The organism is Rhodococcus sp. WWJCD1 (assembly GCF_002258735.1).
Classification (GTDB): Bacteria; Actinomycetota; Actinomycetes; order Mycobacteriales; family Mycobacteriaceae; genus Rhodococcoides.
Map to the genome: position 1 here is coordinate 102,738 of NZ_NOXY01000012.1, position 16,640 is coordinate 119,377.

General features: G+C 66.3%; 3 protein-coding genes. 2 read left to right on the forward strand and 1 reads right to left on the reverse strand.

All coding sequences use genetic code 11. From position 1 onward, the window contains the following. Nucleotides 1-89: 89 nt before the first annotated feature. Both CH286_RS08220 and CH286_RS08225 read left to right on the forward strand, forming a co-directional pair. Nucleotides 90-14,738, forward strand: a complete 14,649-nt coding sequence (locus CH286_RS08220) for a non-ribosomal peptide synthetase (protein ID WP_094608909.1) — start codon at nucleotides 90-92, stop codon at nucleotides 14,736-14,738. Next, nucleotides 14,735-15,769 carry an alpha/beta hydrolase gene (locus tag CH286_RS08225; RefSeq protein ID WP_094608910.1) on the forward strand — a complete coding sequence of 345 codons (1,035 nt, stop codon included), beginning with the start codon at nucleotides 14,735-14,737 and terminating at the stop codon, nucleotides 15,767-15,769. The genes CH286_RS08220 and CH286_RS08225 overlap by 4 nt, the downstream gene beginning before the upstream one ends. Here the strand turns inward: CH286_RS08225 and CH286_RS08230 are convergent. Beyond that, the gene (locus CH286_RS08230) at nucleotides 15,672-16,631 is read right to left on the reverse strand and encodes a LysR family transcriptional regulator (RefSeq protein WP_094608911.1); all 960 of its coding nucleotides are present in this window, start codon (nucleotides 16,629-16,631) and stop codon (nucleotides 15,672-15,674) included. The genes CH286_RS08225 and CH286_RS08230 overlap by 98 nt on opposite strands. Between the last annotated feature and the right edge of the window lie 9 nt (nucleotides 16,632-16,640).

Sequence of the window (16,640 nt, forward strand, 5' to 3'; positions counted from 1 at the left end):
GGAGGACGTTTCGGGGCAACGTCGATTTCCTTTCATCGCACGACGGCGTGCCGGTAACTGCTCCCTTATGTGCGCGAAGAGGCGAGTCATTGGAATCCGTTGATTCACTGACGATTCGGGAAGAAGAACTGGATCGGACGTCCATAGAGGACACCCACCCTTTTCCTCTCACCGCCGCCCAACGCGGTTTATGGTTTGCTCAACATTTGTTGAGTAATGTTCCGATCACCATCGCCAATTACCTCGATATTCGCGGTGCCGTCGATCTCGATCTGATGCGTTATGCCTGCCGCCGCACGGCGCGAGAGTTCGGAGTCGGTTCTCTGCGTTTGCTCGAAAAGGACGGAGAACCCCACCAATACATCGACGTCGAGCAAGGCGACGATTCGGAGACAGTGGATTTCCGCCAGGAATCCGATCCGGAGAATGCGGCGCGCGAGTGGATGCGTACCTCGTACGGCACCGCTGTCGATCTGACGAACGGTCGCTTGATCAAGGGCGCGATGCTCCGCATCTCCGACGACCGCACGTTCTGGTACTCCCACGTCCATCACATCGTGCTCGACGGTTACGGCGCCGTTCAGTTCATGCGACGCGTCGCGTCGATCTACACCGACGTCAGCGAGGGCCGCGAGCCCGCACCGTCCCGGGCGGGCTCGCTCGGAGAGGTCTACGCCGCCGAGGCGCAGTATCGGCAGTCCCCCCGCTTCGCCAAGGATCGTCGGTACTGGCAGAGCAAGACGACCGATCTGCCCCCGCCGCCGTCCATCACCGGCACTCTCGCCCCGCCCGCGGCCAGGGCACACGTGCGCGGCGGGTACCTACCGGAGACGATCGAGCGGGTACTGGACAGCGCCGCGAACCGACTCGACTCCGCCTTCGCTCCGCTCGCCATCGCCGCCGTGGCGACCTTTCTGGCTCGCATGACCGACACCGACGACGTGGTGCTGAGCCTGCCGGTTGCCGGCCGCACGACGGCCCTGCTGCGACGCTCCGGTGGCATGGTCTCCAACGTCTTGCCCGTCCGGGTACGCATCGGCCCGCAGTGCACGCTGTCGGCGTTGGTCGAAGACGTGCAGTTGGAACTGACCGGTGCGCTGCGACACCAGCGCTATCGAGCCGAGGACATCCGCCGCGACGCAGGCGCAGCCAGTGAGACTCGCGGATTCTTCGGCCCGGCGATCAACATCATGGCTTACGAGACCGAGGTGACATTCGGCCCGCTCACCGGCGAGTTCAACGTGCTCTCCACCGGACCGGTGGAGGATCTCTCGATCAACATCTACCCGGCGTCGGACGGAACACGCTCCCGTTTGGAGTTCGAGGGCAACCCCAACATCTACGGCGCCGAACAGTTCGCGGACCTGCATCGTCGCTTCCTGACATTGTTCGAGCGCTTCCTCACTGCCGACTCCGACACACCGATTCTCGAACTCGATGTGCTCGACGCCGCCGAGCGATCGACCCTCGTCCCGCTCGTCGGACCCGATGCAGTTGTGCCCGCGCTCTTTCCGGACCTGCTGCGCCGCGGCGTGGACGCTGCGGCCGACAACATCGCAGTCGAGTTCGGTGCCGAAAAGCTGACCTATCGCGAACTCGACGAACGGGCCAACGCGATCGCACGTGCCCTGATCGCGCGCGGAGCCGGGCCGGGCACCGGGGTCGCCGTAGCACTACCTCGCGGGATCGCCTCCATCGTCGCGCTGTGGGCCGTCGCTGCGTCCGGTGCCACGTTCGTTCCGATCGATCCCGGCTACCCTCCCGAGCGCATCACCCACATGCTCGTCGACTCCGCGGTAACGATCGGGATCAGCGAACACGCGCTCTCACAGCAGCTTCCGCAGCAAGTGAGCTGGCTCGACCTCGATGACGAAGACTTTCGATTGGAATGCGCGGGCAGATCGACTGCGCCGATCACCGACGCGCATCGACGCGCGCCCCTCCTCGAAGACCACGCCGCGTACATGATCTACACCTCCGGCTCCACCGGCACTCCGAAAGGCGTTCTGGTCACCCACGCCGGCTTGGCGACATTCGCCTCGGACGCCAGACCAGAACTGCGCGTGGATACCTCGTCACGACTGCTGCGCTTCTCGTCGTCCAGTTTCGACGCGTCCCTGTTCGAGATGATCCAGGCGTTCAGTGCGGGAGCAACGATGATCGTCGCTCCGCCCACCGTGATCGGCGGTGTAGAACTGACTCATTTCCTTCGTGACCATCGCGTCACCCACATCATCTGCGCACCCGCGCTGCTCACCACAGTCGACGCCACCGAGCTCGACGACCTCGACGCCGTTGTCGTCGGCGGGGACGTGATGCCGCCGGACCTGGTCGATCGGTTCGGCACGAAAGTAATGCTGTTCAACAGCTACGGACCCACCGAGACCACCATCGTCGTGACGATGACACAGCCGCAGACCGATCCGCGCGCCATCACGATCGGCCGTCCCGTCCAGGGCTCACACGCAGTCGTGCTGGATCGCCGGCTGCAGCCCGTGCCGCCGGGATCGGCGGGAGAGCTCTACCTCGGCGGCCCCGGCATCGCCCGCGGCTACCACCACAGAACCGGGCTGTCGGCCGCGCGCTTCGTTGCCGACCCCTTCGGACACGGACGGCGTCTCTACCGCACCGGAGACATCGTGCGGTGGACCGGTCCGCTGGACTCCGCCGAGCTCGAGTTCGTCGGCCGCAGCGACTTCCAGGTTCAGATCCACGGCCAACGCGTCGAACTCGGCGAAATCGACACCGTCCTCTCGCAGTTCGAGGCCGTCGACTTCGCGGTGTCGGTGGTGCACCGTCGCGGCGAGGCATCGATCCTGGTGTCGTACGTCAAACCTGCAGACGCTCTCGATCACGCGGCGTTGCGTGCCTTCGCTTCTCGATCCCTGCCCACGCACATGGTGCCCGGGGTGTTCGTCGAACTCGACGCCATCCCCCTGACCCCGACCGGCAAAGTAGACCGATCCGCGCTCCCGCCACCCACCTTCGACTCCGACACCACGGCCTACCGCGCCCCGTCGACCCCGGCCGAGAAAATTCTTGCCGACGCCATGGCCGTTGTGTTGCAGCGCGACTCGGTGGGTGTGGACGAATCGTTCTTCGCACTCGGCGGAGACAGCATCGTCGCCATCCAGCTGGTGGCTCGCGTGAAGTCGCTCGGAGTGGTGATCACTGCTCGTGACGTCTTCGAGCGTCGTACCGTCGCCGGGTTGGCCGAGGTTGCAACGGACGTAGCGCATCAGATGACGCTCGACGAGCTGCCGGGCGGCGGCGTCGGCGATATGCCGTTGACCCCCATCATGAATCAGACGGTTCGGTCGCTGACCCGGGCCGACGGCATGGACGCGTTCCACCAGACCGTGGTACTCACCGCGCCTGCAGATCTCGAACTGGACGGTCTACGCCGGACCGTTGCCGCGATACTCGACCATCACGACGCACTGCGCTCGATGCTGACCGACGACGGCCTGACGATCCGGCCGACCGGCAGTGTGGATCTCGATACTGTCGTCACCCGCGTGTCCACCACCAGCAGGCCGGGTAGTCGCGAGTTCACCTCTGTGCTGGTCGAATCCGCTCGGGTGTTCGCTGCGCGCCTGCGACCGCGTGCGGGCGTCGTGCTGCAGGTGGTCTGGGTGGCACCCGACACCGGCCACCCCGAGATCATCGACACCCACGGCATCGGACGCATCATCGTCATCGCGCATCACCTGGTGATCGATGGCGTGTCGTGGCGCATTCTGGTTCCCGACCTGGCCGCAGCGTGGCATCAGGTGCAGTCGAAGGCCGCGGTGCAGCTGCAACCGGTGGCCACCTCGATGCGCCGGTGGGCCCATGGGTTGAGTGACGTCGCTACGCAGGTACAGGCGGAATTGGCTAGCTGGACAGCGCTTCTCGACGGTCCGCACGATCTCATCGGTCGACGTCCACTCGATCCTTCGATCGACGTCGGTGCCACCCGCGATCAGGTCTCGGTAGAGCTCACCGCAGAGGTCACCGAGGCACTGATCGGGCCGCTCACACGCGCCTACCGCGGCACCGTCGACGATGTCCTTCTCACCGCCCTGGCGCTGGCCGTCTGGCCCGAACGTCCATCGTCGTTCCTCGTCTCGGTCGAAAGTCACGGTCGTGACGAGGATCTGGTACCCGGAGCCGATCTGTCTCGAACGGTCGGCTGGTTCACCTCCACCCATCCGGTACGCCTGTGCCTGGACGGTATCGATGCCGAGCGTGTCCTGGCCGGTGACGTGTCGGCCTCCGATGCCGTCAAGCGCATCAAGGAGCAGATCCGCGCGATACCGGGTGCGGGTTCGGGATTCGGCTTGCTGCGGTACCTGAACGACGACACCAGCGCCGTCCTCGCCGAAAGCCCCTCTCCGCAGATCGGTTTCAACTATCTGGGGCGCATCGCCACCGACATTCCCGACGCCTTGCGCGGGCGGGGTTGGATCCCGGACGCGTCGATGGACATCGGGTCGGGGAGTGGTGATCGGCTGCCGGTCACGGTCGCACTCGACATCAATGCGGTGGTCGTCGACGGTCGGTTGCAGGCCACGTTCGCGTTCCCCCGTGGGGTGCTCGACCGCGCGGAGGTCGACAGGTTGGCCGATCGATGGACGGCAGCGCTTGCCCGCCTGGCCGAGCACGCATCCGCACCGGATGCGGGTGGACAGACCCCGAGCGATGTGTCGCTGGTGAATGTCGATCAGAATCAGATAGATCGATGGGAGGGCGCTTACGGCGAACTCGACGACATCTGGCCACTCGCCCCACTTCAGCACGGACTGATGTTCCACTCCGAGCTCACCCGCGGGCACGTCGACGTCTACACCGCCCAGCTGGTGTTCGAGCTCGGCGGCGAGATCGACGGGGCACGACTGCAGCGCGCCGCACGCAGACTGCTCGCCCGCCACGACAGCCTGCGCACGGCCTTCGTTCGTGACAACCGGGGAACCGCGGCGGCGCTGGTCCTCACCGATCCCGAACTACCCTGGCGCACAATCGATGCCGAGGCCACCGAAGTGCCCACCATTGCCCACGCCGAACGCACCGCGCGATTCGACCTGGACGCACCACCGTTGCTGCGGTTCGTACTGGTCAACACCGAGGACGGCGCGTCCCTCGTGGTCACCAACCACCACATCCTCTTCGACGGCTGGTCGATGCCGATCTTCGTCAAGGAACTGCTGGTGCTCTATGCCGCCGACGGTCCCATTCCGATTCCGGCCAGGACGTACCGGGACTACGTGAAGTGGCTCGACGAGCGCGATCACACCGGCGCACTGGACAAGTGGGCCGATGCCTTGGCGGGGGTCGAAGAACCGTCACTGCTCGCTCCCGGCCACGGAGCGAACCATGAAATACCCGCCGAGCTGGCGGTGCCCCTCGATGACGCCTCCGTGATTGCCCTCGAAGCCGCGGCTCGGGACCTCTCGGTCACCGTCAACACCGTCGTGCAGGCAGCGTGGGCTCTGGTGCTCGCCGCCGAGCTCGGGCGCGACGACGTCGTGTTCGGGGCGACCGTCTCGGGTAGGCCCGCCGATCTGACCGGCGTCGAGGACACCCTCGGGCTGTTCATCAACACCCTCCCGGTCCGGGTTCGTGTGCACCGAGACGACACCGTCGCAGCACTGCTCACCCGAGTACAGGCTCAGAGCGTGGAGCTGCTGGACAGTCATCACGTGGGGCTGCCCGAGGTCCGCTCGCGAGTGGGTGCAGGCGCCGGATTCGACACGCTGACGGTCTTCGAGTCCTACCCAGTGGACCATTCGGCACTCGATCGAGACACCGACATCGCCGGGCTTCGGGTGCGTGACCTACGCGTCACCGATGCCACCCACTACCCTTTGACGCTGATCACCGTCCTCGAGCCGACGGTGCGCATGACGCTGAAATACGCTGCAGGAAACATCGATCCTTCTCGTGCGGCGTCGATCGTCGAGCGCTTCCGCCGTGCCCTCAACGGACTCACCGGCGATCCACAGCGCCCCGTGGCGCAACTCGACCTGCTGTCCGAGCACGAGCATGCGCGTCGAGCAGCCTGGAATCGCACCGAGCACCCGGTGGCCGCGCTCACCCTCGTCGACCTGCTCACTGCCGCGGCCGACGAACACGCTGCCGAGACCGCAGCGGTGTTCGAGGGGAAGAGCCTGACCTACGCGAACTTATGGGCCCGGGTGCGGTGCCTGGCTCGCTACCTACGCAGTATCGGAATCGGACCCGACGACGTAGTGGGTGTGGCGATGGCGCGCTCGCTCGACCAGCTCGTCGCGGTCCACGCTGTCGTGGCCGCCGGCGGTGCCTACCTGCCCGTCGACCCGTCGATGCCGCGTACCCGCATCGAGCACCTGATCACCACCGCGTCACCATCGCTGATTCTCGGTGCACTGGTGGATGTTCCGGTCGACGTGGTCGACCTCGATTCACTGGATCTGAGCGACTTCGGCACCGCGCCCCTCGATCCGCTGCCCGAGCTGTTGCCTGACCACGCTGCCTACGTTCTGTTCACCTCCGGATCGACAGGAAAGCCCAAGGGCGTCACGGTCTCCCACCGCGCGATCGTCAACCGGCTGCTGTGGATGCAGCACGAGTATCCGCTGATGCCCCACGACGTCGTGCTGCACAAAACTCCGGCCACGTTCGATGTCTCGGTATGGGAATTGTTCTGGCCGCTTCTCGTCGGTGCCACGACGGTCATCGCCGAACCCGAAGGCCATCGCGACCCGATGTATCTGTCGGGTCTGATACGCGAACACAGCGTCACAACAACACATTTCGTACCCTCCATGCTGGAGTTGTTTCTCACGTACGGCACCCCCGAGCAGTGCACCTCCCTGCGGCAGGTGTTCGCCAGCGGTGAGGCGTTGCCCCGGGCCATCGTCGACCGGTACCACAGGGCGATCGACGCCGAGCTGCACAATCTCTACGGACCGACCGAGGCCGCCGTCGATGTCACCTACCATCGCACCCGAGCCGGCGAACGAGGCCCTGTCACGATCGGCGCACCGGTCTGGAACACCACTGTCCACGTTCTGAATTCGTTGTTGAAACCCGTGCCTGTGGGCGTCACCGGCGAGCTCTATCTGGGCGGAGTACAGCTGGCCCGCGGTTACGCCGCGCGGCCGGATCTGACGGCCGCCCGCTTCGTCGCCGCGGACTCGGGACGCCGGCTGTACCGCACCGGCGACCTCGTGCGGTGGTCCGAGGACGGATCTCTGCAGTATCTGGGCCGCAACGACTTCCAAGTCAAGCTCCGTGGCCAGCGTCTCGAACTCGGCGAGGTCGAATCGGCCCTGCTCGCAGTCGACGGTGTGCATTCGGCCGTTGCCGTCGTGCGCTCGGACCGCCTCGTCGCGTACATCGTGGGCACCGCGGACACCGACGCCGTGACGGCGCACGCGGCACGCACCCTCCCCGAATACATGGTGCCGTCGACCATCGTCGTGCTCGACGCGATGCCGCTCGGCATCACCGGAAAGCTCGACCGCACCGCACTTCCGGACACACCGGTGTCGTCCGAGAGTGTCGTGGCACCGTCTGGAGAGTCCGAAGAGGCGGTGGCACAGATCTTTTCCGACGTGCTCGACACCGAGCGCGTGAGCGTCACCCGGTCGTGGTTCGCCCTCGGTGGCGATTCGCTCACCGCCACCCAGGTGATCGCGCGGATCAATGCGGAACTCGACTCCGACCTGGGCGTCCGAGACCTGTTCGAGGCCCCGACCGTCCGTTTGCTGGCGACCCGTCTGGGCCGTGGCGTCGGCAGCCACGGCATCGTCGTCGGACCTCGACCGGACCGGATTCCGCTGTCGCCGGCCCAGCACCGGATGTGGCTGCTCAACCGATTCGATCCGTCGTCCGGGGCTTACAACATCGCGGCCGCCTTCCGCGTCATCGGCGCCCTCGACGTCGACGCACTGCGCACCGGTCTGGTCGACGTCGTCGGACGCCACGAGATTCTGCGTACCGTCTACCCCGACGGCCCGAACGGGCCCCAACAGGTCGTCACCTCGCAGTACCCGGACGTCACCGTCGCCCGGACCACCGAGCCGCTGCTCGACGGAGCCCTGTACGCAGTTGCAGCTCGAGGATTCGACGTGACCGTTGCTCCGCCGCTGCGCGTGGCGGTACTCGAAGTGTCGCCCGAGGACCACGTACTCGTCGTGGTAGCGCACCACATCGCCGCCGACGGGTGGTCGATGAACCCACTGGCTCGCGATGTCATGATCGCCTACGGATCCCGTGCCGCCGGCCACGCGCCGCAATGGACGCCGCTGCCGGTGCAGTACTCCGATTACGCACTGTGGACACTGGGCCGTCTCGGTGCCGAGGACGATCCCGATTCGGTTGCATCCCAACAGATCCGATACTGGACTGCCGCACTGGAGGGTGTGCCCGAGCGACTCGCGTTGCCGACCGATCGGCCCCACCCCCCGGTCGCGTCCCATCGCGGGGGCCGACTGTCGATCGATCTGGAACCGGGCACCGTCGCGGCAATGACCTCGATGGCCCAACTCACCGGAACGACACGATTCATGATCGCGCACGCGGCACTCGCCGTGGCACTCGCCCGCATTTCGGGTGCCCGCGATATCACCATCGGCACTCCGGTGGCCGGCCGCGGGCAACGCGAACTGGACGACCTCGTCGGAATGTTCGTCGGAACTCTGGTGTTGCGCTCACAGATCGAGCCGTCCGACACGTTCACCGACGTCCTGGGCGCGGTGCGCGAGCGTGATCTCGACGCCTACGCCAACGCCGACATCCCCTTCGAGCGACTGGTCGAGATCCTCCAACCCCCACGTTCGACGGCGTATCACCCGCTGTTCCAGGTGATGCTGTCGATCGAGGATGCGTCGCCGCCGGCGGTGGAGCTGCCGAACCTGTCGGTTCGCCCCCTCGATACCGCGCACGTGGCGGCCAAGTTCGACCTGCACGTCACCGTCTCGTTTTCGTCGGACGCAGCCTTCTGGTCGTCACCTGAGACCGCATCGATCGAGTTCGTTTATGCCACAGATATATTCGATGCCGATACCGTTGCCGGGATAGCCGAGCGGTATCGCACGATCCTCACGACGGCGCTCGCGGATCCCGATCTCCCGGTCGGAGACATTCCGGTTCTCTTCGCCGACGAGCCAGCGCGGCTGCAGGGCGCGCCCGCGCTGGCTCATCGCACCCTGCCGGATCTGCTGGCGGGGGCAGTCATGAGTGCAGGCGGCAGCGCTCTCGCCCTCGAAGCAGGCGGAGTCCGGTGGACCTACTCCGAGCTCGACGACGCGGCGACCGTACTGGCGCGCAGGCTGATTCGACGAGGCGTCGGACCGGAGCAGTACGTGGCAGTCGCACTGCGTCGCGGACTTTCCTCGATACTCGCAACCTGGGCCGTAGCCAAGACCGGCGCCGCGTTCGTTCCGATCGACCCCACCTACCCAGCGGAGCGCCTCGCGTACATGCTCGCAGATTCCGCTGTGGTACTGGGGATCACGGACGATCGGCATCTCGGATCTCTGCCGAACGGACCCACCTGGATGTCCATCGACGATGTGGCCGACGTCGACTCGGACTGCACGCCGGTGGGCGACCTGGACCGAACCGAGATGCTCCGATCGGATCATCCCGCCTACATGATCTACACCTCGGGCACCACCGGGCAACCGAAGGGGGTCGTCGTCTCGCACCGGGGACTGGTGAATCTGGTGGCCGACCTGGTAGATCGCTTCGAGCTCGACAACTCCTCACGCACTCTGCATTTCGCATCACCGAGTTTCGATGCCTCGGTGCTGGAACTGTTGTTGGCCGTCGGCGCGGGATCGGCGATGGTGATCGCCGACGCCGACGTCCTCGGTGGGGTCGAACTCGCTGCAACGTTGCAACGCGTCACCCACGCCTTCGTGACCCCCGCAGCATTGGCCACCGTCGACCCGTCCGATGTTCCGGCGACAACCACGATCGTCGTCGGCGGCGAGGCCTGCCCACCGACTCTCGCCGACGCGTGGTCCGCGCGCCTGCGGATGTTCAACGGGTACGGACCCACCGAAACCACCATCTTCGCCACGATCGACGGACCGCTCGAGCCAGGGGCACCAGTGTCGATCGGGAGCCCGGTTCGGGGCGTCGAGTCGGTGATTCTCGACGACCGCCTGCATCCGGTGCCCACCGGAACCATCGGGGAGCTCTACCTCACCGGAGACGGCCTGGCACGCGGCTACCACCGCCGATTCGGTCTCACAGCAACACGTTTCGTCGCCGACCACCGCGGCCGGAGAATGTATCGCACCGGCGACCTCGTTCGTCGTCAAAAAATCCGGTACGAGTACATCGGACGACGCGACGCTCAGGTGAAGGTACGCGGATTCCGGATCGAACTCGGCGAGATCGACGCGGTACTGGCCACCTACGACGGCGTCGCACAGTCGGTGAGTGCCGTGATCGGTTCGCAGGTGGTCGGATACGTCGTCCCCGCGGTCGGTCGGGTGCTGGACCCCGAGCTGATTCGACAACACTCGCGCCGCTTCCTGCCCACTCACATGGTGCCGCAGGCGATCATGATTCTGGAGGCTCTGCCGCGGACGGGCCCGGGCAAGATCGACCGGGCGGCACTGCCGGCACCGACTGTCTCGACACGGGTCTTCGTCGAGCCCGCAACTGCCACCGAACGCATCGTCGCCGACGCCTTCGCCGTGGTCCTCGATGGGCCATCCGTCGGTGCCGGGGACGACTTCTTCGCCCTTGGCGGTACGTCGCTCTCGGCCACCCGGGTGATCGCGCACATCAACGACGCCGCGGGCACTGCGCTCCCGGTCCGCGCGCTGTTCGAGTCGACGACGGTACGGTCGATGGCCGTGGCGGTCGACTCCGCCGAGCGTTCCGCGTTGCCGCGTCTGGTCGTCGGTCCGCGACCGTCGGTCATCCCACTGTCGTTCGCGCAGATGCGCATGTGGTTGCTCAACCGATTCGATCCGACGTCGGCGGCGTACAACATCGCCTTCGCGGTGCGAATGGACGGCACCGTCGATCATGAGGCGTTGCAACTCGCCGTCGGGGATGTGCTGGACCGACACGAGTCGTTGCGAACCTACTTCCCGGTGGTCGACGGCGATCCCGCACAGGTGATCACCCGGAACGTGGCACTCGACCTGTGCCCGGTCGACGTCGACGACAGCGAGGTGCTGGCCCGAGTGGCGGCAGTGATCGGCCGCGGATTCGACGTCACCGACGGTGTGCCGTTGCGCGGTGCGTTGCTGCGGACCGGGCCGAGCGCGCACGTCCTCGTCCTCGTCGTGCACCACATCAGCGCCGACGGTCTGTCGATGACTCCCTTGGCACGCGATGTCGCACTGGCCTACGGGGCGCGGTCCCACGGCACTCCACCGCAGTGGTCTCCACTTCCGGTGCAGTATGCCGACTTCGCGGTGTGGCAGCGACAGATATTGGGCAACGCCGAGGATCCTACTTCGGTTCTGGCACAACAGATTCGATACTGGACGCAGGCATTGGTCGACCTGCCAGCCGTGCTCGAACTTCCGACCGACCGACCCCGGCCGGCGGTGGCATCCAAACGTGGACGCGCCGTGCAATTCTCGTTCTCCGAGCAGACCACCGCGGACGTGCGCTCACTCGCCAGGTCGACCGGCTCCTCGGTCTTCATGGTGCTGCACGCGGCGTACGGTGCGCTGTTGGCCCGGCTGACCGGAAGCACCGACATCCCCGTCGGCACACCCGTGTCGGGCCGCGGATCGGGGGCACTGGACGACGTTGTCGGCATGTTCGTCAACACCCTCGTGTTGCGCCTCGACGTCGATCCGAGTCGATCGTTCACCGAACTCGTTGCGCAGACCCGCACCGTCGATCTGGCCGCGATGGAAAACTCCGACGTTCCGTTCGACCGAGTGGTCGAGGCAGTGGCACCGGCTCGCTCGACCGCGCATTCCCCGCTGTTCCAGGCCTTGATCGCACTGGAGACCGAGCGGCCGAGTGACATGCAGCTGCCCGGGCTCGAGATCACGCCGTTCCCGTACGAATCGGAGGCCACTCGCTTCGATCTGGCGTTGACCGTCACCGATTCCGACCGGCTGGGCGGATCGCTGCGCTACGCAACCGATCTGTTCGACGAGCCCACTGCTGTCCGATTCGTGGACGAGTTCACCGCTCTGCTCGACGCGGCACTGGCCGATCCGTCGGCACCGATCGGAGATCTCGCCCCGTGCCAGGACGCCGTGCTCATCGGCGCGGTGGACGCCCCGGCCCGCACCCTCGGTCAACTGATCGACGATGCCGTGGCTGCCCGACCCGACGCAGTTGCCCTGCGCTGGAACGGGATCGACTACATGTACCGCCAGGCGGACGCGTACGCGAATCGGTTGGCTCGCGTTCTGCTGGGGTACGGGGTCGGTCCCGAGACCGTGGTGGCCGTCGCCCTCCCTCGATCGGCGGAATCGGTTCTGTGCACCTGGGCCGTCACGCGAACCGGTGCGGCGTACCTACCGGTCGATCCCGCCTATCCTGCTGAGCGCATCGCCCACATGATCGCCGATTCCGGTGCCGTGCTCGGGTTGACGTCGTCGACGGCCCGACGCGGCCTGCCGTCGGAGGTGCCGTGGGTGGAACTCGACGATCCCGCGACGATCGCCGAGCTCGACCTGGCACCCGAATCGGCCATCGGAGCAGCCGAACTGCTCGGCCCGGTGTCGGCCTCCACCGCCGCGTACGTCATCTACACCTCCGGGTCCACCGGCCGACCGAAGGGCGTCGTAGTGAGCCACCGGGGACTGGCGAACCTGGCCGCGTCCCGCAAGGAGCTGCATCGCGTCGAACCGTCGTCTCGGTTCCTGCACAACACTTCTCCGAGCTTCGACATGGCCGTCGGCGAGATGATCTCGGCACTGTCCGCCGCCGCGACCCTCGTCGTCTCCCCGCCGACGATTCTCGGTGGCGCGGAGCTGGCCGCATTCATCCGCGACGAGCAGATCACCCATGCGTTGATGACGCCCTCGGCGCTGTCGACCCTCGATCCGGAGGGACTCGGGTGCCTCGAGGTGCTGTGCGTCGGTGGTGAGGCGTGCAGCGCCGAACTGGTGGCCAAGTGGAGCCCAGGGCGGCTGATGCTCAACGGGTACGGGCCCACCGAGGCCACCGACATCTCGACGCTCGGTGAGGTTCGCCCCGACGAGCCGATCACGCTGGGCCGACCGCTGCACGGGCTACGCGCGATGGTGCTCGACGAGCGTTTGCGTCCCGTGCCGGTCGGAGTGCGCGGAGAGCTGTACGTCGCCGGGCCCGCTGTGGCGCGCGGCTACCATCGCCGATTCGGCTTGACAGCAACACGATTCGTCGCCGACCCACTCGAACCGGGAACGCGGATGTACCGTACAGGCGACCTGGTGCGGCGCACCGTCGACGGTCGGCTGCTCTACAGTGGCCGCGCCGATCAGCAGGTGAAGGTTCGCGGCTTCCGCATCGAACCGGGAGAGATCGACGCGGCGCTGACCACGCACACCGACGTCGATGTCGCGGTGACGCTCGCAGTGCCGGGCCCCGCGGGGGAGCAGACCTTGGTCTCGTACGTCACCGGCACCGCGGCACCCGAGGCCGTGCGCGAGCATGCGCGACGATTGCTGCCCGCGCACATGGTGCCGTCTGCCGTGACGGTCATCGACCAGGTTCCTCGCACCGGAACCGGGAAGCTCGATGTCGCCGCGCTCCCGGCACCGGTGTTCGGCACCACCGGCTACCGACCCGCGCGAACGGCAGCCGAGATAGCGGTGGTCGAGGCCTTCGAGTCCGTGTTGGAGACACAACGAATAGGACTGGACGACAACTTCTTCGACCTCGGGGGCAGCTCACTGTCCGCGATGCGCGTCATCGGCGAGCTTCGAACGCGCTCCTACGACATCGGCATGCAGTCACTTCTGATGGATGCGTCGGTGACGGCACTCGCCGAGCGGATCTCGTCCGATTCGGTCGAGGCCGAGGAGCTGGCCGTACTGCTGCCGCTTCGGGAGTCCGGTGAGGGCGCTCCGATGTTCGGTATCCATCCGATCCTCGGATTGTCCTGGTGCTACTCCGGCTTGGGGAGCTATATCGACAATCCGCTGTACGGTCTGCAAACTCCGGCACCGAAGGAACTGCCGACCACGCTGGCGCAGTTGGCTTCTCGCTACATAGACGCGGTCATCCGCGTTGCACCCGATGGCCCGGTGCACCTACTCGGGTGGTCGCTGGGCGGCGTCATCGCGCACGAGATGGCGGCGCAGCTGGCCGCGTCAGGCCGAACCGTGGCCTCGCTGACGCTGCTCGATGCCCACCACGGAGATCGGGGCGAGTGGGCCGACGCGATTCCGGTGGCGGACCTGATGTCGGGGCTCGGGCTCGATCTCGCGGTGCCCGACGGTCAGGTCGTCTCGCTCGACACCGCAGGCGAACTGCTCGACTCCGTCGACACCGGCGGCATCCTCGGCCGCGCCGACATCGAGCGACTCATCGGCGCGGCGAAGCACAATCACGAACTGTTGCAACGACATCGGCCGAGCGTCTATCCGGGTGATGTCCTGTACGTCGCGGCCGGACTGGACGACGGTGACGGCGTCGGACAGTGGTATCCGCATGTCGCGGGCTCCACCACGGTCGTCTCCGCACAGGCCACGCACTGGCAGATGTGCGCACCTGCCACTCTCGCTGCCATCGGTCCGCGGATCGCCCACGAACTTCGCTCCACCGAGAAGAAAGAATTGACGAATCTATGAAAGCTCCATTCCCGACGGCCACCGTCCGCCGCCTCGCGGTGATGACACTGTCCGTCGGATTGCTGTTCGGCCTGCCCGCGGTAGCAACGGCAGATCCGGTGACACCCGCAGCCGAGCAGGACCGAGGGCCGGTGGGGACCGTCCGAGGAATCGACAAGATCGACGACGCCCGTTGGGATGTGCTCGTCCACTCGCCGTCGATGAACGCCGACATCAAGATTCAGGTGATCCGGCCCGCCGACACGTCCGAGCCGCGGCCGACGCTGTACATGCTCAACGGTGCCGGCGCCGGTGTCGACGGTGCCAACTGGTTGGCCAAGACCGACATCGTGAACTTCTTCGCGGACAAGAACGTCAACGTCGCCATGCCCGTCGGTGGGTACCTGAGCTACTACACCGACTGGGAGCGCGACGACCCGAAGCTCGGTCGCAACAAGTGGCAGACGTTTCTCACCCACGAGCTACCGCCGGTTCTCGACGAGGCGTTGGGGGCCAACGGCGTCAACTCCATCGGTGGGCTGTCGATGTCGGCGGGATCGGTGCTCGATCTCGCGATCCAGGCTCCCGGACTGTACCGAGGCGTGGCGTCGTACAGCGGATGCGCGCAGACCAGTGATCCGTTGACTCGCAGCTTCATTCGTGCGTTGGTACAGCTACGCGGTGGTGGCAACACCGACAACATGTGGGGACCCGACGGTGATCCGCGATGGGTGGAACACGACCCGCTCGCCAACGCCGAGAAACTCCGTGGACTCGATCTGTTCGTCTCCAATGCCAGCGGGCTGCCCGGGCCCTACGAGATGCCGGGCAACGTCCGGCCGGCCGGTTCGCCGCCGCTGGCCGACCAGGTGGTGCTCGGTGGTCTCATCGAGGCAGGAGCCAACGCCTGTGCGCACAATCTGGTGAACCGCCTCGGTGAACTCGGCATCCCGGTCACGACGAATTTCCCTGCGGCCGGGACTCATTCGTGGCAGTACTGGCAGGACGCACTGAGGGCATCGTGGCCGACACTGGAGCGGTCGCTGAGCTAGCGATCAGATCCTCGACGAACGCCGCAATCGCAGCGTTGGCGTTGTTCGGGTTGGTCACCACCGAGACCGTTCGAGTCGGCGCGTCGATCACCGCGATCATGTGCAGCGTCGGGAACACCGACGCGAGCGATGTGGGCAGCAGAGTCACGCCCAGTCCCGCCTCGGTCAGTTGGCCGATCAGTTCGGCCGAGTCGGCCTCGAGAATGTGCCCGCGCGTCACCGAGGATCGAGTGAAGGCGTGATCGGACTGCAACCTGGCCTCGCTCCCTGCGGGCCGGTCGATCATCGTCACTTCGGCCAGTTCGGCCAATCGCACCGTCTCGCGCCCGGCCCAAGGATGGTCGGGCGCAACGAAGAGAGACAGCGGCTCGGTCCACAGAGCGGTTGCGGTCAATCCCGGATTCGGTCGTCCTGGGGCCAGGCCGATGATGCCGAGATCGAGATCCCCGCCGGCGATGGCGTCGAGAATCTCCGCACTCGCACGGGGTAGCAGTGTCACCGTCGTGTTCGGGTAGCGGCCGGACACCCGGCCGACAACCGCGACGACGTCGACGCGGGCGAGGGGCACGATCATCCCGACGCGCAGTCGTCGGATCGCGGTGGTCGGGTCCGGAGCAACGTCGGCGACCAGCCGAGACACTGCACCGAGCACGCTGTAGCTGCGCTCGAGAAAGATCTGACCGGCTGGGGTGACACTGACGCTGCGGCTGGTTCGTGCGAACAATTCGACGCCGAGCTCTCTTTCGAGGTCTCGGATCTGGGCGCTCAGGGCCGATTGAGCGACCCGTAGCCGGGCGGCCGCCCGGCCGAAATGTTGTTCTTCTGCCACGGCGACGGCGTAGCGGATGTGTCGTAATTCCACAGACGCGAA

What these genes read in the sequence shown, in the direction of transcription:
- CH286_RS08225 (WP_094608910.1), top strand. Translation starts at nt 14,735, where the DNA reads ATGAAAGCTCCATTCCCGACGGCCACCGTCCGCCGCCTCGCGGTGATG.